The 24,757-nt window shown below is 61.8% G+C and carries 21 protein-coding genes; 18 read left to right on the plus strand and 3 right to left on the minus strand.

Features of this window, described 5'->3' with window-relative positions; genetic code table 11:
* Nucleotides 1–59: 59 nt before the first annotated feature.
* The 8 genes from dctP to AC07E3_RS15870 all read left to right on the plus strand — a co-directional run bounded on the left by dctP (nucleotide 60) and on the right by AC07E3_RS15870 (nucleotide 6,786).
* Entirely contained in the window at nucleotides 60–1,121 is a 1,062-nt protein-coding gene (gene dctP / locus AC07E3_RS15835) for a TRAP transporter substrate-binding protein DctP (protein WP_090329030.1), read from the plus strand.
* A 17-nt stretch (nucleotides 1,122–1,138) separates the two neighbouring features.
* Nucleotides 1,139–1,660: a TRAP transporter small permease subunit gene (locus AC07E3_RS15840; protein ID WP_336070600.1), complete on the plus strand. Its 522-nt coding sequence runs from the start codon at nucleotides 1,139–1,141 to the stop codon at nucleotides 1,658–1,660.
* A 1-nt stretch (nucleotide 1,661) separates the two neighbouring features.
* Nucleotides 1,662–2,975, plus strand: a complete 1,314-nt coding sequence (locus tag AC07E3_RS15845) for a TRAP transporter large permease (protein WP_478363225.1) — start codon at nucleotides 1,662–1,664, stop codon at nucleotides 2,973–2,975.
* A gap of 319 nt (nucleotides 2,976–3,294) precedes the next feature.
* Nucleotides 3,295–3,807: a RidA family protein gene (locus tag AC07E3_RS15850; RefSeq protein ID WP_336070596.1), complete on the plus strand. Its 513-nt coding sequence runs from the start codon at nucleotides 3,295–3,297 to the stop codon at nucleotides 3,805–3,807.
* Nucleotides 3,794–4,996, plus strand: coding sequence for an aminotransferase class V-fold PLP-dependent enzyme (locus AC07E3_RS15855; RefSeq protein ID WP_478363228.1), 1,203 nt, complete (start codon nucleotides 3,794–3,796; stop codon nucleotides 4,994–4,996). Before AC07E3_RS15850 ends, AC07E3_RS15855 begins: the two co-directional genes overlap by 14 nt.
* A gap of 53 nt (nucleotides 4,997–5,049) precedes the next feature.
* Nucleotides 5,050–5,838 carry an IclR family transcriptional regulator gene (locus AC07E3_RS15860; RefSeq protein ID WP_478363230.1) on the plus strand — a complete coding sequence of 263 codons (789 nt, stop codon included), beginning with the start codon at nucleotides 5,050–5,052 and terminating at the stop codon, nucleotides 5,836–5,838.
* 55 nt (nucleotides 5,839–5,893) lie between these two features.
* On the plus strand, nucleotides 5,894–6,217 hold the full coding sequence (locus tag AC07E3_RS15865) for a hypothetical protein (RefSeq protein ID WP_478363232.1): 324 nt from the start codon (nucleotides 5,894–5,896) through the stop codon (nucleotides 6,215–6,217).
* A gap of 92 nt (nucleotides 6,218–6,309) precedes the next feature.
* A complete protein-coding gene (locus AC07E3_RS15870; protein WP_478363234.1) occupies nucleotides 6,310–6,786 on the plus strand; it encodes a DUF411 domain-containing protein in 477 nt (158 codons plus the stop codon).
* A gap of 81 nt (nucleotides 6,787–6,867) precedes the next feature.
* On the opposite strand, the gene AC07E3_RS15875 is transcribed toward AC07E3_RS15870, so the two are convergent.
* Nucleotides 6,868–7,524 (minus strand): response regulator transcription factor, encoded by a 657-nt coding sequence (locus AC07E3_RS15875; RefSeq protein WP_336070587.1) that lies wholly within the window; start codon nucleotides 7,522–7,524, stop codon nucleotides 6,868–6,870.
* 342 nt (nucleotides 7,525–7,866) lie between these two features.
* On the opposite strand from AC07E3_RS15875, the gene AC07E3_RS15880 reads away from it, so the two are divergent.
* A complete protein-coding gene (locus AC07E3_RS15880; protein WP_336070585.1) occupies nucleotides 7,867–9,645 on the plus strand; it encodes an adenylate/guanylate cyclase domain-containing protein in 1,779 nt (592 codons plus the stop codon).
* Between the two features lie 60 nt (nucleotides 9,646–9,705).
* Nucleotides 9,706–13,869: a cytochrome P450 gene (locus AC07E3_RS15885; RefSeq protein WP_478363237.1), complete on the plus strand. Its 4,164-nt coding sequence runs from the start codon at nucleotides 9,706–9,708 to the stop codon at nucleotides 13,867–13,869.
* Here the strand turns inward: AC07E3_RS15885 and AC07E3_RS15890 are convergent, their stop codons facing one another.
* Nucleotides 13,870–14,565, minus strand: a complete 696-nt coding sequence (locus AC07E3_RS15890) for a Crp/Fnr family transcriptional regulator (protein WP_478363239.1) — start codon at nucleotides 14,563–14,565, stop codon at nucleotides 13,870–13,872.
* A gap of 392 nt (nucleotides 14,566–14,957) precedes the next feature.
* Here AC07E3_RS15890 and AC07E3_RS15895 point away from each other — a divergent pair, with 392 nt between their 5' ends.
* The 8 genes from AC07E3_RS15895 to AC07E3_RS15930 all read left to right on the plus strand — a co-directional run bounded on the left by AC07E3_RS15895 (nucleotide 14,958) and on the right by AC07E3_RS15930 (nucleotide 24,389).
* Entirely contained in the window at nucleotides 14,958–16,544 is a 1,587-nt protein-coding gene (locus AC07E3_RS15895) for a peptide ABC transporter substrate-binding protein (protein ID WP_336070581.1), read from the plus strand.
* Nucleotides 16,545–16,618: 74 nt separating this feature from the next.
* The gene (oppB, locus tag AC07E3_RS15900; RefSeq protein WP_336070579.1) at nucleotides 16,619–17,536 is read left to right on the plus strand and encodes an oligopeptide ABC transporter permease OppB; all 918 of its coding nucleotides are present in this window, start codon (nucleotides 16,619–16,621) and stop codon (nucleotides 17,534–17,536) included.
* On the plus strand, nucleotides 17,529–18,671 hold the full coding sequence (locus AC07E3_RS15905; protein WP_336070578.1) for an ABC transporter permease: 1,143 nt from the start codon (nucleotides 17,529–17,531) through the stop codon (nucleotides 18,669–18,671). Before oppB ends, AC07E3_RS15905 begins: the two co-directional genes overlap by 8 nt.
* A 1-nt stretch (nucleotide 18,672) precedes the next feature.
* The gene (locus tag AC07E3_RS15910) at nucleotides 18,673–20,313 is read left to right on the plus strand and encodes an ABC transporter ATP-binding protein (protein ID WP_336070576.1); all 1,641 of its coding nucleotides are present in this window, start codon (nucleotides 18,673–18,675) and stop codon (nucleotides 20,311–20,313) included.
* A gap of 636 nt (nucleotides 20,314–20,949) precedes the next feature.
* A complete protein-coding gene (locus tag AC07E3_RS15915) occupies nucleotides 20,950–21,969 on the plus strand; it encodes a TRAP transporter substrate-binding protein (protein ID WP_065816615.1) in 1,020 nt (339 codons plus the stop codon).
* Nucleotides 21,970–22,052: 83 nt separating this feature from the next.
* Complete coding sequence (locus AC07E3_RS15920; RefSeq protein WP_478363244.1) at nucleotides 22,053–22,643, plus strand: TRAP transporter small permease; 591 nt, start codon at nucleotides 22,053–22,055, stop codon at nucleotides 22,641–22,643.
* A 14-nt stretch (nucleotides 22,644–22,657) separates the two neighbouring features.
* Nucleotides 22,658–23,941 carry a TRAP transporter large permease gene (locus AC07E3_RS15925; RefSeq protein ID WP_478363246.1) on the plus strand — a complete coding sequence of 428 codons (1,284 nt, stop codon included), beginning with the start codon at nucleotides 22,658–22,660 and terminating at the stop codon, nucleotides 23,939–23,941.
* A gap of 10 nt (nucleotides 23,942–23,951) precedes the next feature.
* Nucleotides 23,952–24,389 (plus strand): universal stress protein, encoded by a 438-nt coding sequence (locus AC07E3_RS15930; RefSeq protein WP_478363248.1) that lies wholly within the window; start codon nucleotides 23,952–23,954, stop codon nucleotides 24,387–24,389.
* Between the two features lie 101 nt (nucleotides 24,390–24,490).
* On the opposite strand, the gene AC07E3_RS15935 is transcribed toward AC07E3_RS15930, so the two are convergent.
* Nucleotides 24,491–24,670 carry a hypothetical protein gene (locus AC07E3_RS15935; RefSeq protein ID WP_336070568.1) on the minus strand — a complete coding sequence of 60 codons (180 nt, stop codon included), beginning with the start codon at nucleotides 24,668–24,670 and terminating at the stop codon, nucleotides 24,491–24,493.
* Between the last annotated feature and the right edge of the window lie 87 nt (nucleotides 24,671–24,757).

Below are 24,757 nucleotides of genomic sequence, written 5' to 3' on the forward strand. Positions count from 1 at the left end.
ATTTTGAGTGCATCCCGGACGGGTTCACCGGGTCTAAAAATAACAATGGAGGAGTTGAGATGTTTCTCAGCCTTAAGCGATTGGCCCTTGCAGGGGCCGTGGCGTTTGCGACGTTTGGCGCGCAGGCGCAGGAAGTGACCTGGCGCGTTCCGACGTCTGTGCCAGAGGGGTCGCCTTTCTACGTGAACTTTCTCGAGCGTTTTGCCGACAATGTGGGTCTCCTGACCGATGGTGCTGTCGAAATCCAGCCTTTTGGTGCAGGCATTCTGGTGCCGGCGCTGCAGGTCTATGACGGCGTCAAGGACGGCATTGTCGAAGCAGGTCACTCGACACCGAGCTATCTGGTCAATCAGGATCCGGTGAACGCGATTTTTGCCGGTTTCCCCGGCGGCATGGGCCCCGAAGCCTATTCCACCTGGATCTTTGAAGAGGGCGGCAAGGAAAAGCTCGCCGAGATCCGTGCGGAAGAAGGCCTGAAGTCGCTCGTCGTGGGCATCGGCTCCTCCGAGATCATGGCGCATGCCAACAAGCCGATCAAAAGCGCGGCCGATCTCAAGGGCCTGAAATACCGCACCTCCGGCCCCTGGGCCGAGGTGATGCGCGACTATTTCGACGCGGTGCCGACCGTTGTGCCCCCGGGTGAAATCTACACCCTGCTGGAGCGCAAGGGCGTCGATGCCATCGAATGGGGTCCGCCATCGGGCAACCTGCCGGAGGGCTTCCACGAGGCCGCACCCTATATCGTCGTGCCGGGCGTCCATCAGCCCACCTTCCTCTGGGAAGTCGTGGTCAAGCAGGAAACCTGGGATGCGCTTGACGAGGCGCTCAGGGCGAAGATCGAAGCGGCCGCCGAGCTGACCACGCTTCAGTCGCTGGTCCACTTCTACGATCAGGACATGAAGGCGATGGAGACGCTTCGCGCCAGCAAGGCCGAGGTGATCGAGCTCGATGCTGCCTTCCAGAAAGAGCTATCCGATGCGGGCCGTGACTGGATCAAGAAAACCGCCGAAGCCCAGAAGGCCGAAGGCAAGCCCCGCATGGCCGAAATCCTTGAAGGCTACCTCGCCTATGAGGACCGCTGGGCCGAACAGAGCGGCTATCTGATCCGCAACGAAAAGTAAGCCGGCGGGAGGCGATCTTGAAACATGCTCTTCTCGCGGTCGCGGATCGAATTTCGGCAAGTCTGAACATCGTCGCGCAGGCGATGGTGCTGATCCTGATCGCCTCCATGCTCTACGAAGTGGTGGCGCGCTACATATTCGGCGCGCCAACGCTATGGGCCTTCGACATCGCTTATATGAGCACCGGCGTGCTCTTCGTTCTGGGCGCGGCGCAGGCCCTGCGCGAAGACGCTCATGTGCGGATCGATTTTCTGTCGTCGCGCATGCCCAAACGGGTGCGCGGCGCGATCGATGGCCTGGCCTTTCTTGTCGTCCTTTTTCCGGTCTTCGTGTGGCTTGCATCCATCGCCGGCCAGCGCGCCTGGCGCGCCTGGATGACCGGCGAGGTGGAGCATGTCAGCCCCTGGGCGCCATTGATGTGGCCCTTCTACAGTGCGCTGGCGATCGGGCTTTCCGCGCTGGCGCTCCAGCTCTTCGCCGAAGGGCTGCGGGCTCTCACTGACCCGCGCGACGACGACAGCTTCAAGATCGAGACCTGACATGCTCATTGCAGGACTGATGTTTCCGGCGCTGTTCGCGCTGATCCTTCTGGGATTGCCGATCGCGTTTTCACTCACCATCGTTGCGGTTGGCGCGGGGCTGGCGGCTTTTGGGTCCGTCGCGTTCAACCAGCTCTATGGCTCCTTCTATTCGGCCTCGACGAATTTCATTCTCTCGGCGATCCCGATGTTCATCCTGATGGGTGCGCTGCTCGAACGTTCCGGCATTGCCGAGCGCCTGTTCCGGGTGATGAATCTCTGGCTTTCGCGCCTGCCCGGCGGTCTTGCGCTGGCGACCATCGCCATGGGCGCGATCTTCGCCGCCGCCGCCGGTGTGGTCGGCGCCGTGGAGGTGATGATTGGCATGATGGCCATTCCCGCGATGCAGAAGGCGCGCTACGGCAACACGCTGATTGCCGGCACGATCTGCGCCGGCGGGTCGCTGGGCACGATGATCCCGCCCTCCGTCATTGCCGTCATGTATGCCTCGCTTGCGCAGATGTCGGTGGGCAAGCTTCTGGCGGGCATGATGCTGCCCGGCCTGCTGATGGTTGTGCTGTTTCTGGCCTATATCTTCATCCATGGCCTTCTCTATCCGGCCAAACCGGCTGATGATGATCCGGTCGACGAGCCCGTGGAGCTTGCCGAGAAACTGCGGCTGACGGCCACGGTCCTTCTGCCGGTCGTGCTCCTGATCGTCGCCGTCCTCGGCTCGATCCTGGCGGGCATCGCCTCGCCGACGGAGGCAGCCGCGGTGGGCGCCGCCGGTGCGCTCGCCCTCTGCATCGTCAATCAGCGCTTTTCGATCGCAATGCTGCGGGAATCGCTGGCGATCACCGTGCGGATTTCAGCGATGATCCTTTTGATCGTCGCCGCCGGCACCATGTTCATGGGAGCATTCGCCGCCAATGGCGGGGCGCGGCTGATCCGCGAGGTGATCGACGGTGCCGGGCTCGGCCCCACGGGCATGATCGTGTTCTTCCTGGCGGTGGTCTTCATCCTCGGCTTCGTGCTCGACTGGACAGCCAATGTGCTCATCTGCGTGCCGCTGTTCACACCGTTCATCCGCGCTGCCGGCATTGACCCGGTGTGGTTCGCAACGCTGGTGCTCATAGTCATCCAGACAGGCTATCTGACGCCGCCCATGGCCTCGTCGATCTTCTATCTGAAGTCGATTGCTCCCCCGAACATGACCTATGGCGAGATGTGCCGCGGTGTTCTGCCATTCATTCTGCTGCAGGTTCTGACGCTCCTTCTGGTGGTGGCGTTCCCTGCGCTCGCAACCTGGCTTCCTGAGCGAATCGTCGGCTTCTGACATCCGTTCCGGGCTGTTCGGCCCGTTCCGAAAATAACTGCCCTGTTTGCAGGCGCGTGGAAACACGCGCCTGCTTGACACTGTGCGCGCATCGCTTATCCTTCTTTTATAGAGAATTATATTTCATAATAATGAAATATTCAGGAGAGAACGAATGTCAGGCTCGAAGCCTTGTCCTGCATGAGATGCAGCCGCGTGCATCGGAGTGTCCGGGAAAGTGCGGAGGCTGAAGGCAACCATACCCTGTTCTGCATTTCTCGTCGCGCCCGCCAGTCACCCTGACCGGGCAACAAGACACTCGAACCTTTGGAGTTCCCGCATGAGTTTTTCCGAGCTTGCCAAACGCCCGGAAACGACGCCCTACAATCGTCTCGAGGCACTGGGGATCGTTCTTCCCCCTCCGCCGCCGCCAGTGGCCAATTTCGTGACCCATGTGCAGGAGGGGAGCCTGCTGTTTCTCTCCGGCCAGGGGCCGACAGAGCCCGATGGCAGCCAGCACACCGGCAAGGTCGGCGCCGACGTATCTGCGGAAGAGGCCTACCGGCACGCCCGCCTGACGGGCATCAACCTGATCGCCGTGATGCAGGCCGCGCTCGGGGACCTTTCGCGCGTCAGGCGCGTGGTAAAGCTCCTTGGCATGGTCAATGCCGATCCCGAGTTCGCAGAGCACCCGGCCGTGATAAACGGGTGTTCAGACCTGCTCATCGATGTTTTCGGCGAGCGCGGCGTTCATGCGCGTTCCGCTGTCGGATTCGGGTCGCTGCCGGGCAGGATCACCGTCGAGATCGAAGCTGTTATTGCGATAGAGGACAATGAAAATGCTGCCCAATGACGACATTCGCGCCAGGCTCGGCCTGCGCCCGGTCATCAACGTGTCCGGCACGATGACCTCGCTCGGCGCTTCCATCGTCGTGCCGCAGGCCATCGAAACGGTCGCCTCCGTGCTTGGTCAGTGGACGGAAATGTCCGACCTGCAGCGCATGGCGAGCAGGACCATCGCGCGGCTGACCGGTTCTGAAGCCGGATGTGTCACCGCGTCCTGTTCGGCGGGCATCACGCTCGCGGTTGCCGCCGCCATGACCGGAAGCGATCTTGCGGTCATCGAGCGATTGCCGGACACCAGCGGCCTCCGCAACGAGGTGGTGGTGCAGGCCGGGCATCTGGTGAGCTATGGAGCGCCCATCGATCAGGCGATCCGGCTTTCCGGCGCAAAAGTCGTGCCGGTGGGGCAGGCGACGAGCGCCTATGCCTATCAGCTTGCCGGTGCCATCACCGAGAACACGGCGGCTGCCGTCTATGTGGTGTCGCATCACGTTGTCGAATACGGACAGATCCCACTGGCCAACTTCATCGCCACGGCACACGCAAAAGGCGTTCCGGTGATCGTCGATGCCGCTTCGGAATATGACCTGACGGGCTTTCTGGCCGCTGGCGCCGATGTGGTGCTCTATTCGGGTCACAAGTTCCTTGGCGGACCGACTTCCGGCATCATTGCAGGCAGCAGGGCGCTTGTCCGGGCCGCCTATCTGCAGAACCTCGGCATCGGCCGTGGCATGAAGGTCGGCAAGGAGGGTATAGCGGGCGTCATCGCCGCGCTCGAAGCCTGGGAGAACCGCGATCATGCCGGCATTCGGGCGCGCGAGCGGAAGGCGCTTGATCTTTGGGCAAAGACGCTTCAGGGACGGCCCGGCATTGCTGCGCGCATCACGCCGGACCCGACCGGCAACCCGCTCGATCGCCTGCGGATCGACATCGACCCGAACATCGCACGCATTACGGCGTGGGATCTGGCAGACCGGCTGGCAGCGGGCGATCCTCCGATCATCGTCCGCGATCATGAGGCCGAGCACAACTATCTCTTCCTCGATCCGTGCAACCTGCATCCGGACGAGGAGACCGTTGTTGCCCGCCGCATCGCCGAAGAGCTCGACCATGCCGCAGCCGCGCCGGAGCCGCTGGTGAGTTCTTTTGCCGAGCGTGCCATGCGGCTGGAGGCCGGGCTGCTGAATTGGCCGGACTGAAAGCAGGTGCTATAGACGGCCGGTTGACCAACGGGACAGGCGATACGGTGAATATGCAGCCCACCACGGACGGACCGCGCGAAAAGCGCACGCGAACGAGCGCACTCGACCGAATCCTGCAGATTCTGGATTTTCTCCAGCAGTCCGACCGGCCGGCCACTGCCTATGAGATCGCGCGCGCCGTCGGCGCGCCGGCATCGACCATTTACGGCCTGGTTGAAGACATGGTCGGCAAGGAAATCCTCGACCGGCAGGACAATGGCGCCCTGTGGTTCGGACCGCGCTTCTATCACTACGGCCTGACCTACGCCCGCCGGCTGGACCTGCTCTCCGCAGCCAATCAGGAGATGTTGGATCTGGCGCTTGCGTCCAGAGAGACAGTGCAGATCTGCGGTCGTGACGGCGATCAGATGGTGGTTCTTGCCATGGTCGATGGTCCCGACCATTTTCAGGTTTCATCGCGCGTCGGCTCCCGCACACCGCTCAACTGGTCCGCATCGGGCCGTCTTCTGATCGGTCATCTGCCGGAAGATGAGCGTCAGGCCGTGCTCTCGGCGGCGATCCGCCCGTCACCCACCGGAAATGCGGAAACCGATGTGGCGGCCCTCTCGCAGGCCGCACGCCGGGCCTATAAGGAGGGGCTTTCGATCCAGGCCGGAGAATCGGACTTTTCCGTCGCATGCATCGCAGCCCCCATCATTGATGGAGAAGGGGCCTGCCGGGCGACGATCTCGATCGTGGTTCCCGATCACAAGGTCGATCAGGACGAACCCGACCTGAAAGATCTAGTCCAGAAGAGCGCACGCAGGATCGAGGCGCGGCTTGGGTGGAGGCGCAGATAGCCGCACTGGCGGTCTGCGCTTTTCATGGATTTTCTCCTCGCCGCAGGCTAAAAGCATGGCCATGCGCTCGGCTTTGACCCTTTTGCTGCTGGCTGTCTTCATCCTCGCGGGATCGATTCCCGCGATGCAGGCGGCTGTGGGCGATGGTTCGCCCACCGCGATGGCGCAGTCCGCGGACATGGGACAGATGCGCTGTTGTTCAGGTTCGGATGATGGCGGTGCCTCCGCGTCTTCTGGCTGTGTGATGGACTGTCACTATCTTCCACCGATCCACGCAGTGCTCGTTCAGCCGACACCTGCCCCCCTGACCGAGCCGGCGGGTTACGCGCCCCACCCGCCCCTGGCCTTCGGATTGTTCCGCCCACCGATCGTCTCCTGATCTGTTCCAGATCCGTTTCGAACAACATTCTTGCCTGCCTTGCAGCGTGTCACGCGCAAAGGCGGCGAACCTGGAATCGAAAGTGAAAGACGATGAAGAATCACGCAAACCGAGTAACAGCCGGCGCAGCGCTGGCATTTTTTCTGGCCCCGGGCCTTGCCCATGCCGCTCCGGCCGATACGGCGATCACGGTTTTCAAGACGCCATGGTGCGGCTGCTGCGAGCTGTGGGTCGAGGCCATGAAGGAGGCCGGATACCCGGTCACGACGACCGACCTTGAAGACCTGTCGAGCATCAAGAAACAGGCCAGCGTGCCGGGTGATCTCGAAGCCTGCCACACGGCGGTGGTCGATGGTGAGCGCAAATATGTCCTTGAAGGGCACGTGCCGATTGAGGCTGTCGAAAAACTCCTTGAGGAGCAGCCCGATATCAAGGGTATCGCCGTTCCCGGCATGCCGTCAGGCTCGCTCGGCATGGGATACGACCCGAATGCGCGCTACACGGTCTATTCCTTCGAGGGGGTTTCGGACGAAGCGCCGGCGGTCTTCCTTGAAACCGGCGTGAAATAGCCGGTTCAGCGCCCGATCGTGCATGGCCGTCTCCCGGGGCGGCCATGCGCACAGCGCCCGCCGAAGGCCAGGGTACAAGGGTTACAGAAAGTCGACACCGTTGCTTGTAAAAAGGGCCGACACCTTGTAGGCGGCCTCCGTCCGGTTGGTCGCCTTGAGCTTCTGCATGATGTTCCGGATGTGCACCTTGACCGTGCTCTCGCACATGTTCAGCTCGTAGGCGATGATCTTGTTGGGCTTGCCCTGCCAGATGGCCTCAGCCACCTGAATCTGGCGCGGGGTGAACATTTCGGTGAGGCGCTGGTCATGCGTCGGATCGCTGTTGATGACCTCGCGCATCGCAAAGACGGTACTGGCGGGGACGAATACCCCGCCGGCGAGCGCGAGGTTTATGGCTTCGACACAAACCTCGACACTCACCGACGAAGGTATATAGCCCCGCACGCCATAATCGAGTGCATTGACGATCTGCACCACGTCATCCCGGTCTGCCAGGATGATCAGCGGTGCCGATGCAGAAATCCTGATGGCCTGTCTGATCAGCTCCTCCATGTGGGAATCCGTGATGTTGGCGGATCCCACATGGAGGAGCACAGCGGCCAGTGGAGGATGCCGGTCCGCTTCATTCTGCCATTCTTCGATCGTGCTGCAGGCGACCACATCCCAGGGGGCAGGGTGTGCGGCAAGGCTGCTGCGGAGGCACTCACGTGCCAGGATGCGGTTGTCGACGAGGACCACCGAGCCTTTCTGCGCCTGGAGGCGGCTGGAGTTTCTTCCGATCGAGCTGCGGCGGGCCCCTTCTGGCGGCACACCCGGTCCGTGGGAGGATGCGGTACAAACTGATAAGGCCGTCATGTCGAAACCCGCTGTTTTTCGTCGAGATTGCTCTGCTAACGGGCACCAGACTAATCGTGACAGCATGTGGCTTCTGTGAAATTGGCTACACTCCATGTTCCGGGCGATATGCAGCCGCATAAGAAACCGCAAATATGCCGGCAAACCGGTTCATGCTCTTCATGGTTGCCCGATCCGGTGTGCGGGGATACGCTGGGGTCATTGAGGGGCACCAACTGAAAAACAATGTCCGAGGGGCAATACACCCGACAGGTCACGACCATCGCTTCAATCGATGCAGTCGGATTTTCCCGGCTGATGGGGATCGATGACGAGTTCGCGGTGGCCGCGTTCGAAGAGCGGCGGTCAATCATCGCCGAAAGCTGCGACGCTGCAGGCGGGCGCACATTCGGTGCTGCCGGGGACAGCATCATGGCGGAGTTCGGCACGCCCATCGACGCGTTGCGCGCCGCCTTCGACTTTCAGCAGCGCATCGTCGATCTGAATGGTCGTGTGCCCGGCGACCGCCGCATGCCGTTCCGGGTCGGCATCAACACCGGCAATGTGATCGTTCGCGGCGCGAGCCTTTATGGGGATGACGTCAACATCGCCGCGCGTATCCAGGAGCTAGCTCCCACGGACGGGCTGGCGATCTCGGAAACGACCTGGAACCATGTCAGGGACAAGGTTGCTGCCAGCTTCACCGACCTCGGAGAGCGGCAACTCAAGAACATCGCGCTTCCGGTCCGCATTTTTGTGGCAAACCGGGGTGATGACGAGCGCGCAGAAGCAGTCCCGCGACGCGCTGCCGATCCCGCAGCCCCTCCGGCAGTTGCCGTGCTCCCGTTCCAGAACGAGGCGGGCGCACAGGAATTCGACTATGTCGCCGATGGTGTCGCCGAAGACATAATCCAGGGTCTGTGCAGCACGCGCTGGCTGCCGGTGATCGCGCGGGAATCGAGCTTCCAGTTCCGTGACAAGGCGCTCGGCCCGCGTATGACCGGCAGCGCGCTTGGCGCGCGCTATCTTGTCGATGGCAGGCTTGCACGCGGAAGCGGTTATTTCGATCTTGTCATCACGCTGACCGACGCTGCCAATGAGCGGCTGGTATGGTCGCGTGGCTTTCGCCGCCCGCTCGACGAAGTATCGCTGGTCAATGACGAGATCGGCGGTCAGATCGTTTCCATGCTGGAAAAAGAGGTGGAGCGCGTCGAGCAGGCGCGTACCTTTCAGGTGCCGTGGGAAAGCCTCGAGACATGGCAGCTCGTGCGGCGCGCCCGCTGGCACATGCAGCGTCGCACGCGTGAGGACACCATGCTGGCGCTCGACTGTCTCGAGGAAGCGCGCCGGAAAGCGCCCAACGCCAGCGCGGTGCTCAATGAACTGGCGTGGTGGTATTTCTGGCGCGGCTGGCTGCAGGCGGGTGCGGGTGACGATCTCGACAGGGTGACGGACTTCTCGCGCAAATCGCTTCTGATGGACAGCCAGGATGCCCGGCCCCACGCGCATCTTGGCGCCGTGGCGATCATGCGAGGGCAGCCGAAGGCGGCTATCGAGCACCTGCACGAGGCACTGCAGATCAATCCCAGCTTCGCCTTTGCCCATTCGGCGATGGGCAGCGCGCATCTGTTGCTCGGAGATGCGGCAACGGCCATTCCGATGTTCAGGACGGCACGGCGGCTGAGCCCGTTTGACATTTACGGATTCCACAATCTCGGGGAACTCGCTGCCGCCTGCTGTTTCGACCGGCGCTGGGACGACGCCATTGCAGCGGCGGAGGCGTCGCTCGACCTGTCGCCACGCTATTTCTACGCGCGCTTTCTCAAGATCGGGGCACTGGCGCGCAGTGATCGCATGGAAGAGGCGCGCCGGGAGAAGGCGCTCTTCCACGCCTATCATCCCGATTTCTCGCTTGAACGCGTTGCATGGATCCCGTTTGCGGAGAAATCCGCCACAGCGTTTCTCATTGATGGTTTCAACCTCGCCGATCAGGACGGAGGTGCGATCGAATTCGGCCCTGCGTGAACTGCTTCACACACGTTCCGCGCATTCACGCGTAGGCCTTTGCCGTCCGAGGGGAACGCAATGGCGACGACAAAGTATTTCGACGGAGTGCGCGAGGCGCAGCGCACCCAGGGGCCGGTGGCCGACATGCCGCCGTTCGATATCGAGCGGATTCGTGCGAAGGGCTGGCGCGCGAAACTCACCAGCTACGTTCTGGAGAACCCGCGCTGGGCGCTCGGCCTGTTGCGGCGATTTCATCCCGTACTCAAACTCGGCGGTTTCGTTCTCGTTACGCGCAGCGAGGACGTACGCGAGGTACTGGAGCGGCAGGACGTGTTCCAGACCCCCTACGGCCTGGAAATGGCAGAGATCGCCGGCGGAACCAACTTCATTCTCGGCATGCAGGACGGGCCGGACTACCGGCGTATGAAGTCGACCGTGTTGTCCGCTTTCCCCGTAGACGAGGTGGAAAGCTTGGCGCGCCCGCTCGCGGCACGGCACGCCGAGCTTATCATGCGCCGCGCTGCGCCCCGTTTCGATGCGGTGGATGCGCTTTTGCGTGTTGTTCCGGTGCGCATCTGCCGTGATTATTTCGGTATTCTGATCGATGATGAGGACGCGTTCTCCGACTGGGCCAATGCCCTGAGCGGGCTGTTCTTCGCCGATCCCGGCGCGGACCCGGTGACGCGGGAACTGGCGGTGGTTGCCGCAGACCGTGTACGGCGTGCAATCGACCGTTCCATCGCGGCGGTGCGCGAGGGGGCGGTGGGCGGCTCCACGCCGCTTGGCCGCCTCGTCGGGATGCTCGACGCGGAAGACCCGCAGGTCAGCCTCGGCGATATCCATGCCATCATGCTGGGCATGATTGCCGGCTTCACGCCGACCAATCTTCTGGCGAGCGGCAATTGCCTTGATGTCGTGCTTTCCAAACCCGAGGCGCGGCGGGCGGTGGAAGAGGCAATCGCAGCCGGCGACAATGCGCGTCTCGAACGCGCCATCCTTGAGGCAATGCGCTTCAAGCCCATCTGGGTCGGCCCGTTCCGTTACACGGCGCGCGATGCGGTGATCGCCAAAGGGACGCGGCGGGAGCGGAAGATCAAGGCTGGCACAACGGTGATGCCGGCGACACTCTCGGCCATGTTCGACCCCGCGGCGGTGCGCGAACCGGAGCGCTTCGACATGGAGCGGCCCGCGCGGGACTACATGGTGTTCGGTCACGGCATTCACCAGTGCATCGGTGCGGCGATAGCCCGGATTCAGATTGCCGAGTGCTTTCGCGCGCTGTTCTCAAAGCCCGGGCTGCAGCGTGCCGGCGGGAAAGACGGGCGCCTGAAGCGGCTCGGAGCCTATCCCGAAAGCCTCATGGTCTGTTTTGATCCGGCCCCGCTTTCAAGGACGGTCGAACACACCATGGTGACGGCGGTGATCCCCTGCGCCAGGGATACACCGATGGATGCCTTGCGCGCGAAAGTCGACGCGCTCGGCAATCCGGCGGGCGAGGCAATGAAGAGCGCGCTGGACGAAAGCGGCGTGATTCACTTCGCCAGCATCGCCGTGATCGACGGGCAGGGCGATGAGGCGGCGAGGAGCGCCGGCCATCTGGTCATTGAACTGTCGGGCGACGGCACGAAGGACGATGTCGTGGATGCCTTTGTGAACGCCACCGAACCCGTGTTGCGCGATCTCCTTGCCATGGCATGCGGAACGACCGGGCACCGGCCTGCCGGCGTGCTCATCCGTGAGCGCGCGCTGGATATCTCTCCGACCTTCGGCAGCGATGCCGGGCTCGTGTTCTCGGGCACGCCCGGTCATTCGGTCCGGCGCATCCGGGCAGAGGCGGAACTGGAGGAGGCCGCGCGTGCGGAAATCGCAGCGGCGCCTGACGGTGCCGAGGCTGGTGCAATTCTTGATCGGGTAAGGCAGAAGCTCACGGGCGAAGGGCGCTTCGACTGGGCATTCGAGCCCGCCGAAACGCTTCTGGAAAAGCCGGCAGGCAGTGTTGCCAGCGCGGTGAAGCGAACATTGCGCGCGCCGAAGGTTCTGATGACGGTCACCGTCACGCTCCTGATCTGCCTTGCCATCACCTATTCGCTGGTGTTCGGCTATGCACCCGGCTTCTTTCGCAATCTGCTGATCGTCGGCACATCCATCGTGCTCACCCTGATCGGTGTCACCATGCTGCTTGCCTTCATGGGCGGGCTTCTGATCCTCTATCTGCGGCACCTTGAAAAACGCGATGTTCCGAGCGACCGGAACGCGGACCTGGCGCGTCTGGAAGAGATCGCAAAGCGCGAGAACCACCTGGCGCAAAATCATCTTACGGCCGTATCGACGCTGAAGGGAGGCTGGCTGAGGCGTCTTTCGCTCCGGCTCTCCTTCTACCTGATCTCGATCATGGCGCGGCAGGTGTTCCGGCCCGGATATCTCGCCGACATCAACACGATCCACTTCGCCCGCTGGGTGCTCCTGCCGGCAACGAAACAGCTTGTCTTCCTGAGCAATTACGGTGGCAGCTGGGAGAGTTATCTGGAGGATTTCATCACCAAGGCCCATGCCGGCCTGACCGGGGTCTGGAGCAATACGGCAGGCTTTCCGAAAACGCGCATGCTGTTCCGTGACGGGGCGACCGATGGCGACCGTTTCAAGCGCTGGGCGCGGGCACAGCAGGTGCCGACGCTCTTCTGGTATGCGGCCTATCCCGGCCTCACCACCAGCCGCATCCGCATCAATTCGCTGATCCGCAGTGGGATAGCGAAAGCGGAAACCGAAAGCGAAGCGCGCGACTGGCTGCGGCTCTTCGGTTCGCAACCGCGCCCGCGCGATACACTTGAAACCGAAGAGATCCAGTCGATCTTCTTCGGCCCCCTTGGCCCGCTCGCGAAAGCGGAAATGCTCGCCTTCCATATCCCGGCGGACCTGCCGCGCGCTGCGCGGCGGGAGTGGTTGGCATTTTTGCTGGAACGCACCAGTTTCGGCAATCAGCTTCCGCCCGAGCGGGCCATGATCACCCTTCTTGGGCCGGGTGGACTGAGACGGCTGGGCCTGGGGGAGCGCCCGGGCGATGACCGTCTGGACGGATTTCCGGCCGCCTTTCGGCAGGGCATGGCGACTGAGGCGCGCAGCCGCGTTCTCGACGATATCGGCAAGAGCGCGCCGGAGCGCTGGGTCTGGGGCTCGCAGGAGAAGCCGGTCGATGTGGCTGTCGTCTGCTATGCGGGCAGCTATGAAACGCTCGATACGGACATCCAGTCCCTGCTGCATGCAACGGACAGGGCCGGCGTGCAGCGCGTTGCGCAGCTCCCCCTCGAGATCAGGAGAGAGGGCAGGCACGCGGTCGAGCATTTCGGGTTCGCCGACGGCATATCCCAGCCCATCGTGCGTGGCACGCCGCGTGCAAACGGGAGCACATCGTCCATGCATCTCATAGCACCTGGCGAGTTCGTGCTTGGCTATCCGGATGAGAACGGGTTCTATCCGCCCTCTCCGACCGTCGCCGAAGCCGAGGACAGCGAGGGCATACTCCCGGCGCTGGAGACTGGAGATGAAGCGCCGCTCTTCGGCAGGAAGGCGACCATGCGCGATCTCGGGCGCAATGGCAGTTTCATGGTGATCCGCCAGCTCGAGCAGCATGTTTCGACCTTCAACGCCTATTGCCGGCATGCGGCCGAGGCGCTGCGCACCGAGACGGGCAACGCCGCGGTCGATTCGAAGTGGATTGCGGCCAAGATGGTCGGGCGCTGGCAAGACGGCACCTCGCTGGTGCGCAATCCCAATGGCCGCCCGGACCGTGAACCCGACAACGACTTCACCTTCGCCACCGAAGATCCGCAGGGGCTCCATTGCCCGCTTGGCTCCCATGTGCGCCGCTCGAACCCCAGAGACTCGCTGGGTGACGATCCCGAAACCCAGCTCAGGATCAACAACCGCCACCGCATCCTGCGCTGCGGCCGCACCTATAAAAACGGTCAGGAAGCGGGGCTGCTCTTCATGTGTCTCAATGCCGATATCGAGCGGCAGTACGAGTTCATGCAGCAGAGCTGGGTGTCGTCATCCTTCTTTCAGGGGCTGACGGACGAGAAGGATCCGACCATCGGCGCCAATGAAGGCAAGGGGCGTTTTTCCATTCCGATGGACGAGGGGCGGCTGGTGCTCCGTGATCTGCCAGGCTTCGTGACCACGCGCGGCGGCGGCTATTTCTTTATGCCGAGCCGGTCGAGCCTGCGTTATCTCCTGTCCAGATTGTGATCAATCGTCGTCCAGATGGACGATCTCCTGAAGGCCCGCCTGCGAGACCAGCCTGATGGCGCCGCGCCTGATGGCAATCAGGTCTTCGTTGCGCCAGGCATTGAGCATCTTGTTCACGGATTCGCGCGTTGCGCCGAGAAAGGCGGCGAGCTCGGACTGGGAAATCCTGATCCAGCCGCCCTCGTCGGCGAGCCTGTCGCCGAGCAGGAGAAGGCGTTTGGCAAGCCGTGCCTCCACCTTGAGCAGCGCCTGGTCATTGCGTTCATTGCTGATCCAGCGCAGGCGTGCGCACAGGAGTTCGATCATCGTCAGCGCCAGCGAGGCATCTTCTGCGAGCTTTCGCATCAGCTGCGCTCGGCTCAGCGACACCAGTTCGCAATCGGTCAGGCAGATGGCGCTTGCCGTCCGTGCTCCACCGTCGAGCGCGCCGATCTCGCCGATGAGGCTGCGCGAAAGCTCGATATTGGCGACGAGCTTGCGGCCGCTGATGGAATAGGTGGAAATCTCCACCGTCCCCGATACGACGCCGTAGATACGGTCTGCCGGGTCTTCATGCATGAAGAGATAGTCGCCTGCCCTGTAGCGCTCGGGGCGGCAGTGGCTGAACAGCGTCTCGAAGTGCGTCGGACACAGATTGGCCGCCTCCCTGGGCGGCGTGCTCTCCCGTGCGATTTGCGGTGTGTCCGAGTTTTCCAAGAGATCCCACGCAGGCTTGCGATTGTTATGCTTGATAATGATTTGCGTTGCCGCGTCCGTCAACGCAGCACGCATGCGCCGCGAGGCCCGGCTGGCGTCCTTCTGCACCTGCAAGCCCGCCGTGGGGACGCGGCGTGCGATGCACTCTATGCATACACACCGTTGGGTGGCCGACCGTCGGGATACCCTGATGCTTCGGGTGGATTGCCTCGGCTTTTAGGTAATTTTGTTTCTAAGGATAGTGCATCCTCGCGGGGATTGTTGCGCATTTCTTGCAACCTTTGGGAAATGCACCCAAAAGCGTTTGACGTATACGGCATTTCGTTGCCAAATGCCGCCTCTCTCATCCTTTGGTTGGATGACAAGCAAGCAAGAAAATGGGAGTGCGGGAAATGTTGAAATCCCTGGTACGGCCGCTGCTCGCGGGCACAATTCTGGTGTCGTCGGTGATGGCAGCCTCTGCCGTTACATATGTGCGCGGCAATGATGGCGATCCGGAAACGCTGGACCAGCACAAGACGTCGCTGGTGGCTGAAGCCCACCTGATGCGCGATCTCTACGAAGGCCTGGTTGTCTATGATGCCAGCGCCAAGATTATTCCAGGCGTGGCCGAGGAATGGAGCGTTTCCGACGACGGAACGGTCTACACCTTCAACCTGCGCGAAGACGCGAAATGGTCGAATGGTGACCCGGTGGTGGCCGAGGATTTTGTCTTCTCCCTGCGCCGCATCATGGCGCCGGACACGGGCGCGAAATACGCAAACATTCTCTACCCGATCAAGAACGCAGAGGCGATCAACAAGGGTGAGATGGAGCCCGATCAGATGGGTGTGAAGGCGGTCGACGACCGCACGCTCGAAATCACGCTCGAGCAGCCGACCCCGTTCTTCCTTGAGCTTCTCACGCACCAGACCGGCCTGCCGGTGAACCCGAAGGCTGTCGAGGCGCATGGCACGGATTTCGTGCAGCCCGAGAACATCGTCACCAACGGCGCCTATAAGCTCGTTTCCTTCACGCCGGGCGACAAGATCGTCATGGAGAAGAACGAGAACTTCCATGATGCCGACAGCGTTCAGATTGACCGCATCGAATATATTCCGTTCGAGGACCGCGCCACCTGTGTGCGCCGTTTCGAAGCGGGAGAGGTTATGAGCTGCTCCGATCTGCCGACCGAGCAGATCAAGTCCATGAAGGAGCGCCTGGGCGATCAGGTCCGCATTTCGCCCTATCTCGGCACCTATTACTACTCGCTCAACATGAAGCGCGAAGTGATGTCGGATCCGAAGGTGCGTCAGGCGCTTGCCATGGTCATCGACCGCGAGTTCCTGGGCGACGAGATCTGGGCCGGCGCGATGCTGCCCGCCTATTCGCTGGTTCCGCCCGGCATCGGCAACTATGAGGGCGGCGGTTCGCAGGCTGACTGGGCGGACATGTCCCTGCTCGACCGCGAAGACAAGGCCATCGAACTCATGAAGGAAGCAGGCTACGGTCCGGACAACCCGGTCACGGTCGAGCTTGCCTACAACAACTCCGAGAACCACAAGAACACGGCGACCGCGATTGCCGACATGTGGAAGCCGCTCGGCGTCAATGTCGAATTCAATGTCCGCGACCTGTCCGCTCACTATGCGAACCTGCGCGACCAGAAGGACTTCGACGTGGCGCGCGCCGGCTGGATCGGCGACTACTCCGACCCGCAGAACTTCCTGTTCCTGGTCGAGAGCGACAACACCGGCTTCAACTACGCCCAGTATGAGAACCCGGACTATGACGCACTGATGGACAAGGCCGCCGCCGAGACCGATCTGGTCAAGCGCGCCGAGATCCTGCGTGAAGCCGAAGCGATGTTCATGGCAGACATGCCCTACATCCCGCTTCTCTTCTACTCGTCCCTGTCTCTGGTGTCGCCCAAGCTCAAGGGCTGGGAAGACAACATCCAGAACGTCCATGGGACGCGCTTCATGAGCATCAGCGAATAACAACAGCGTTCGATATCCCCGTCCGGTCCTTCAGAGGGCCGGGCGGCATCGAACCGACATGAGAGTTGGTAGCGATGCTCGGTTATGCCGTGCGCCGTCTTCTCGGCGCGATTCCGACCCTGTTCCTGATTGTCACTTTCGCCTTCTTCCTGATGCGTGTGGCGCCGGGCGGTCCCTTCGACCGCGAGCGCACGCTGGAAGCGAAGGTCCTGGAAAACCTGAACCGTGTTTTCCACCTCGATAAGCCTGTCTGGGAACAGTATTTCTATTATCTCGGCAATCTCGCCCGTGGCGATCTGGGGCCGAGTTTCATCTATCGCGATTTCTCCGTTCAGCAACTGCTCGGCAATGGCCTGCCCGTGTCCATCCAGCTCGGAGGCATGGCCCTGCTCGTCGCGCTGCTGATCGGCTGCGTGCTCGGCAGTATCGCCGCGCTGCGCCAGAATTCATGGATCGACTATTCGGTCATCGCGGTTGCCACATTCGGCATCACCGTGCCGAACTTTGTGGTCGCCCCGCTTCTGTCGCTCATTTTCGGCGTGTGGCTCAGCCTGTTGCCGGCCGGCGGCTGGAACAGTCCTGAATCCATGGTGCTTCCCGTCATCACGCTCGCCCTGCCGCAGGTGGCCATCATCGCCCGCCTGATACGCGGCTCCATGATCGAGGCGCTTCGCTCCGACCATGTGCGCACCGCGCGTGCCTATGGCCTGCCGACGCGCATGATCGTGGTCGTTCATGCGCTGCGGGCGGCCTGTCTGCCGGTGATTTCCTATCTGGGGCCTGCCGCAGCCGCGCTTCTGACCGGTTCCGTGGTGGTGGAAACCATCTTCGGCCTGCCGGGCATCGGCCGTTACTTCGTTCAGGGCGCCCTGAACCGCGATTACACGCTGGTCATGGGCACCGTCATCATCATCGCCGTCTTCGTGGTGGTCTTCAATCTGATCGTCGACCTCCTCTATGCGGCGCTGGATCCGAGAGTGCGTTATGACTGACATCGCCACCGGCCAACTGCCGCCCGAGGGCGAGCTGCCGACCACCAGGAGCCGCTCGCTCTGGGAAACGGCCTTCATGCGGCTGCGCAGAAACCGCGCCGCCATGGCCAGCCTGTTCATCCTCATCCTGTTCGTGTTTGCGGGCATTTTCGGCCCCATGCTGGCGCCGCATCCCTATGCGCGCGTCTATTCGGACTTCGTCAAGGTGCCGGCCAGCCTCGAGCCCTATCCGCGTCAGGCGGAGATCGTGCCGCTGGCCGAATCCGCACTGTCGCGGGCGCGGCTTGAAACCAGTTCCATCGAGCTTGATGGCAACACGCTGCGCATCGAAGCAACATCCAGCCGCGAGATCGATCCGCGCGTGACGCGCTATCTCGACCGTTCGGATCTGTTCTCGAACGCACGCGTGGTCGAGCAGGCGGGCGACAACAAGTCGATCGTCATGGAGGCGGACGTCCAGCGTCTGCGCTTTATCTTCGGCACGGATGCGAATGGGCGCGACCTGTTCGCACGCGTGCTGATCTCGATCCGCATATCGCTGATGATCGGGGCGCTCGCCACCGGCGTGGCGCTGCTGATCGGCGTGATCTACGGGGCCACCGCCGGCTTCCTGGGCGGGCGTGTCGACAACATCATGATGCGCATCGTCGACATATTGTACTCGCTGCCCTTCACCTTCTTCGCCATTCTTCTCGTGGTGTTCTTCGGACGAAACGTTGTCCTGATGTTCATTGCCGTCGGCGCGGTCGAGTGGCTGGACATGGCGCGCATTGTGCGTGGGCAGACCATCGCGCTGAGAAGGCGTGAGTTCGTGCAGGCGGCCGAGGCGCTGGGCGTGGGCTCTCGTGGCATCCTGAAGCGCCACATCATCCCCAACACGCTCGGCCCGGTGATCATCTACATGACGCTGCTGGTGCCCAAGGTCATTCTTCTGGAGAGCTTCCTCTCCTTCCTCGGCCTTGGCGTGCAGGAGCCGCTCACCAGTCTGGGTGTGCTGATCTCCGAAGGCGCGCGCAACATGCGCGGGGCGGCCTATATGCTGCTCTATCCGTCGCTGGCGCTGACTGCGCTCCTGTTTGCGCTCAACTTCCTGGGCGATGGCCTGCGCGATGCGCTCGATCCGAAGGACCGGTGACATGATGAAGCAGAACGAGGAACGCATCTTCGATATCCGCGACATCCGCGTCACCTTCGACACGCCCGATGGCGCAGTCGAAGCGGTGCGTGGCGTGGACATGCATGTGAACGCCGGCGAAACGGTCGCTGTGGTGGGCGAATCGGGCTCTGGCAAGAGCCAGATCATGATGGCGTCGATGGGGCTTCTCGCCAACAATGGCACGGTCTCCGGTTCCGTCACCTATCGCGGGCAGGAACTCATCGGCCTGCCGCGCGCGAAGCTCAACAGGATCCGTGGCGCCAAGATCACCATGATCTTCCAGGAGCCGATGACCTCGCTCGATCCGCTCTACACGATCGAGCGGCAGATATGCGAGCCGATCCGGGTTCATGGCGGGCTTTCAGCAGGGGCGGCGCGCCAGCGCGCGCTGGAGCTTCTTAAACTCGTCCACATTCCCGATCCCGAACGCCGGCTGAAATCCTATCCGCACGAGCTTTCGGGCGGTCAGCGCCAGCGCGTGATGATCGCCATGGCACTCGCCAACGATCCGGATCTGCTGATCGCCGATGAGCCGACAACCGCACTTGACGTGACCATCCAGGCCGAGATTCTCGGCCTGCTGGCCGAACTGCAGAAGAAGCTCGGCATGGCCATCCTCTTCATCACCCACGATCTCGGCATCGTCGAGGCCTTTGCCGACCGCGTCTATGTGATGCAGAACGGGCTCGTGGTGGAGACCGGCGGGACGGAAGACATTTTCCAGCGACCGCAGAAGGATTACACGAAAATGCTGCTGGCCGCCGAACCGGAGGGCCACAAGCCGCCGGTGGGCGATGATCAGCCGATCCTGCTCGATGCCAGGGATATGCGCGTGACCTTCACCATCAAGGGCGGCTTCCTGTCCGGTCCGGGCTACGAAGTGAAGGCGGTGCAGAATGTCGGGCTGACATTGCGGGCCGGCCAGACCATCGGCATCGTCGGCGAATCGGGCTCGGGCAAGTCCACGCTCGGCCGGGCGCTTCTGCAGCTTCTGCCGTCCGAGGGGCGGGTGGTTTATCAGGGCACGTCCATTCAGGGGTTTGACCGCGCGGCCATGCGACCGTTCCGGCGCAATCTGCAGATGGTGTTTCAGGACCCCTATGGTTCGCTCAGCCCCCGCATGACCGTGGGCGAGATCATCACCGAGGGGCTTCTGGTGCATGAGCCGAGCCTGTCCGGGCGCGAGCGCGACAGGCGCGCCATTCAGGCGCTGGAAGAGGTTGGGCTCGATCCATCCATGCGCAACCGCTTCCCGCACGAGTTTTCAGGCGGTCAGCGCCAGCGCATCGCCATCGCCCGCGCGGTGATCCTCAAGCCCACCGTGATCGTGCTCGATGAGCCAACCTCGGCACTCGACCGGTCAGTGCAGAAGCAGATTATCACCCTGCTCAGGCGCATCCAGGAGAGCCACAACCTGTCCTTCATCTTCATCAGTCACGACCTGGCTGTTGTGAAGGCGCTTTCCGACTATGCGATCGTGATGCGATCCGGGAAGGTCGTGGAGGAAGGGCCGACCAGCGAGGTCTTCGATAATCCACAGAGCGATTACACGAAGGACCTGATGGAAGCAGCCTTCAATCTTCGGGAAGTCTTGAACCGGCAGGCGGCTGCCCGCGTCTAGAGCATTTTTGCAGTCAGGTAGAATCACCTGACGTCCGCATACATGCGGAAAAACAGACAGATAGAGCGGAGCGGCGTTTCGGTGAAACGCTCTAGTATTTGAGCCGGATTGTCCACGCCTTTGCGGGCAATCCGGCGGTTCTTTCCCCACGTTTCCTTGCAGTGGAAAACAATAAGTTTCGCCATGCGTGGAACTTTGTTGGTCGCTGCTCGTTTTGACCATGGAAACAATCGATTTAACAATCGATTGACTCTGCCGCGCGTCTGTTTCACGCTGGCCGGGTCGAACGACGACAGGGAGCAGGGAGGGGCGTTTGAACGCACTCCAAATGATCGGCTTGAACGTTGGGACCACACCGGCGCGGTGTGGTCGCTTGCGTGCGTTGTGCCGACACCGGGCGATCATCGCTCCGGATCTGGCGAGTGCCAGTTCGTTCCCCCTGCTTCTCGGGCGCAGCAAGAAGCGGCGTCGCAAGTTCCCGGCAAAAGCACGTCTACGCGGTATCGCGACAGTGCCTGGCTGGTTCCCGGCCAGCTGACGACGCTCATTTAAGAACGTCTGCCCGTGCCGCAGCGTCGGCGGGGGATTGAGTATTTTTTGCCTGACCAGTTTGTTAAAAGACCAGAGGAGAACAGAATGCGTTCCATCAAATCCCGCTTAATGGCAGGTCTCGCCAGCACCGCGATTGTGCTGGCCGGTGCCGTCGCAGCTCAGGCGGAGACCTGGAAATACGCCTTCGAAGAAGCGATGACGGACGTTCAGGGCGTTTACGCCCAGAAGTTCAAGGAAGAGGTCGAGGCCAATTCGGACCACGAGATTCAGCTCTTCCCGTTCGGCACGCTGGGCGAATCCGCTGACATCATGGAGCAGGCGCAGGCCGGCATCCTGCAGTTCGTCGACCAGTCGCCCGGCTTCACCGGCGCGCTTATCCCCGAGGCGCAGGTCTTCTTCGTTCCCTACCTGCTTCCGGCCAAATCGGAAGACCTGGGTGAGTTCTTCCGCAACTCCAAGGCCATCAACGAGATGTTCCCGGAGCTCTATGCAGAGCAGGGCCTCGAGCTTCTCAAGATGTTCCCCGAGGGCGAAGTGGTGATGAACACCAAGGACCCGGTGGAGAAGCCAGAAGACCTCAACGAGGTGAAGTTCCGCGTCATGACCAATCCGCTTCTGGTGGAGAGCTACAAGGCATTCGGCGCGACGCCGACGCCGCTTCCCTGGGGCGAGGTCTATGGCGGTCTCCAGACCAACATCATTCAGGGACAGGAAAACCCGCTCTTCTGGGTCGAGTCCACGAAGATGTATGAGGTGACCGGCGCCATCACGCTCACCGGCCACAACAACTTCACCACCGCCGTGATGGCCAACAAAGACTTCTATGATGGCCTCAGCGACGAGGACAAGAAGGTCGTTCAGGACGCTGCCGATGCGGCATTCGAGCATATTCTCGAATACCAGAAGGGTCTGAGCGAAGAGTCGCTCGCCAAGATCAAGGAAGCCAAGCCCGAGATGACGATCAGCGACCTCACCGAAGAGCAGCGCGCTCCCTTCAAGGAAGCGGCCGCCCAGGTGGAAGCCAAGTTCATCGAGATGACCGGTGACAGCGGCAAGAAGATCCTTGACCAGATGAAGGAAGACCTGAAGGCGGCGACACAATAATCCGCTGCCTTGAGCAATAATAAGCTGGGCCCTGCGACCTTTTCCGGTCGCGGGGTTCCGTCATCTCATTGAGGGGAATGAAGATGGGCAGTGAAGACCAGAAATCTGAACCGCACAGCGAACACTACGAATCCACACTGCCCGGCGTGATCGGCATGTTCGACAATGCCATCAGTCGCATAGAATCGGTCATGCTTGCGCTCGGCGTTATGCTCATGGCGATCAACACGATCGCCAATGTGGTCAGCCGCGCCATCGGCAGCACGATCTTCTTTTCCGAGGAGCTCAACCGCATCCTCATCATCCTGATCACCTTCGCCGGCATCGGCTATGCCGCGCGTCACGGCCGTCACATCCGCATGTCGGCGCTCTACGACGCCTTGCCGGCAAAGACGCGCAAGGTGCTGATGATTGTCATCACGGTGATCACCGCGCTCACCATGTTCGCGCTCTGCTATTTCGCCATCGGCTACATCGCCAAGGTGGCCAAGTCCGGCCGGGTTCTTTCGGCCATGCAGATCCCGGTCTACTGGATCTACCTCTGGGTCCCCGTCGGGTTCTTCATCACCGGTGTGCAATATGCCCTCACCGCACTGAAGAACGTCGTCCAGAAAGACATCTATCTCTCCACCCATGTTCTGGAGGGGTATGAGGAAGATGAAATCGAGATCTGAGCGGGGCCACGACCATGACACTCAAAATTTCCACCATCATGATCGTGCTGCTGCTGTTCGGCTTCCCGATGATGATTCCGCTCATCCTGGGCGCGGCCTACGGCTTTTACGGTCTTTTCGGCGGTTTCGACCGTATGGACTTCATGGTTCAGCAGATGCTGGCGGGCATTCGCCCGGCCTCGTTGATCGCCGTGCCCATGTTCATTCTCGCCGCCGATATCATGACGCGCGGCCAGTCCGCCGACCGGCTGATCGATATGGTCATGAAGTTCATCGGCCACATCAAGGGTGGCCTCGCAGTCTCCGCCGCTACCGCCTGTACGCTGTTCGGTGCGGTGTCGGGCTCTACCCAGGCCACGGTGGTCGCCGTCGGCTCGCCGCTGCGCCCGCGCATGCTCAAGGCCGGCTATAACGATTCCTTCGTTCTGGCGCTGATCATCAACGCCAGTGACATCGCCTTTCTGATCCCGCCTTCCATCGGCATGATCATCTATGGCGTCGTCTCAAAGACCTCGATTGCCGAGCTCTTCATCGCCGGCATCGGGCCGGGGCTTCTGCTGCTGGTTCTCTTTTCCGCCTATTGCATCGTCTATGCGATCGTGAAGGGCGTGCCGACCGAGCCGAAAGCGCCCTGGGGCGAGCGCGTGGCAGCCGTGCGCGCGGCCATCTGGCCGCTGTTCTTTCCGGTCATCATCGTTGGCGGCATCTATGGCGGCATTGTCAGCCCCACCGAGGCGGCGGCCATCTGCGTGGCCTATGCGCTGTTCCTGGAACTGGTGATCTTCCGCTCGCTGAGCCTGGCCGACATCTACAAGATCTCCAAGTCCACCGGCCTCATCACCGCCGTGGTGTTCATTCTCGTCGCTGCCGGCACGGCCTTCTCCTGGGTGATCTCCTTCGCGCAGATCCCGCAGCAGATTCTCGGCGCCATCGGCATTGATGAAATGGGCCCGAAAATGGTGCTCGCCGTCATCTCGATCGCCTTCTTCGTCGGCTGCATGTTCGTCGATCCGATCGTGGTCATCCTCGTGCTGGTGCCGATCTTCGCGCCGGTGGTGGATGCGGTCGGTCTCGACAAGGTTCTGGTCGGCACGATCATCACGCTGCAGGTGGCCATCGGCTCCGCCACACCGCCATTCGGGTGTGACATCTTCACGGCAATCGCCATCTTCAAGCGACCATACATGGATGTGATACGGGGCATTCCGCCCTTCACGCTCATCCTGCTTGGTGTTTCGGCAGCACTGATCTTCTTCCCGCAGATCGCCCTGTTCCTGCCCAGCCTGGCATTCGATTAGGAGGCGCCCAATGTTCAAAAGGATACTCGTCCCGGTCGATGGTTCGGAAAATTCACTGAAGGCGCTTGAGATGGGCGTCAAGATGCAGAAGACCACTGGCGCCGAACTCATGATGCTGACTGTATTCCGGCATCACAGCCTGCTTGAGGCGTCCATGTCCATGGTGCGGCCCGACGATCCGCAGAACCTAGACGATGTCATGCGTGAGCACGCCAGGGAAATCGCCGATGCCGCCAAGAAGGCGGCAGTGGAAATGGGCGCCGAAAGCCCACGTGCTTTCGTGAAGAACGGCCAGCCGGCACGCACCATCGTGAAGTTCGCCAAGGAGCGTGAGGCAGATCTGATCGTGCTCGGCAGCCGAGGTCTGGGAGATCTGGAAGGCTATCTTCTTGGCAGCGTGTCCCACAAGGTCACCAGCCTCGCCAATTGCCCGGTCATGGTGGTGTGATCGAAGCGAAAGTCCAGATGCAATAAGGGCCGGATCCGCTTTCGGGCCCGGCCCTTATCTTTGGTGTTCCAGAAGCGTTTCGGCGCTCTTTCCTGGCAGGGTCAAACCGGGTCCGCTCCACCAATAGGCGGCGTGCCGGTCGGCTTGCGCCAGATGTGCCCGATCCGCGTACCAATTGCGGTCAGGGCGTGCTTCAGCGCCGTGGAACGGGCCTTGTTCGCCTGCCGCGCATAGCGCTGCAATTCAGGGCTGGAACCAACGCCCACCGTGTAGTGCGACATCAGAACCTCCTTGAGAGGGTTGGCAATGTAGAGAGTCTGCTGCGATGTGCTGCCGGTCTTGATCGGTCAACCCATCGCTACAGTTCC

The organism is Nitratireductor lacus, assembly GCF_056431025.1.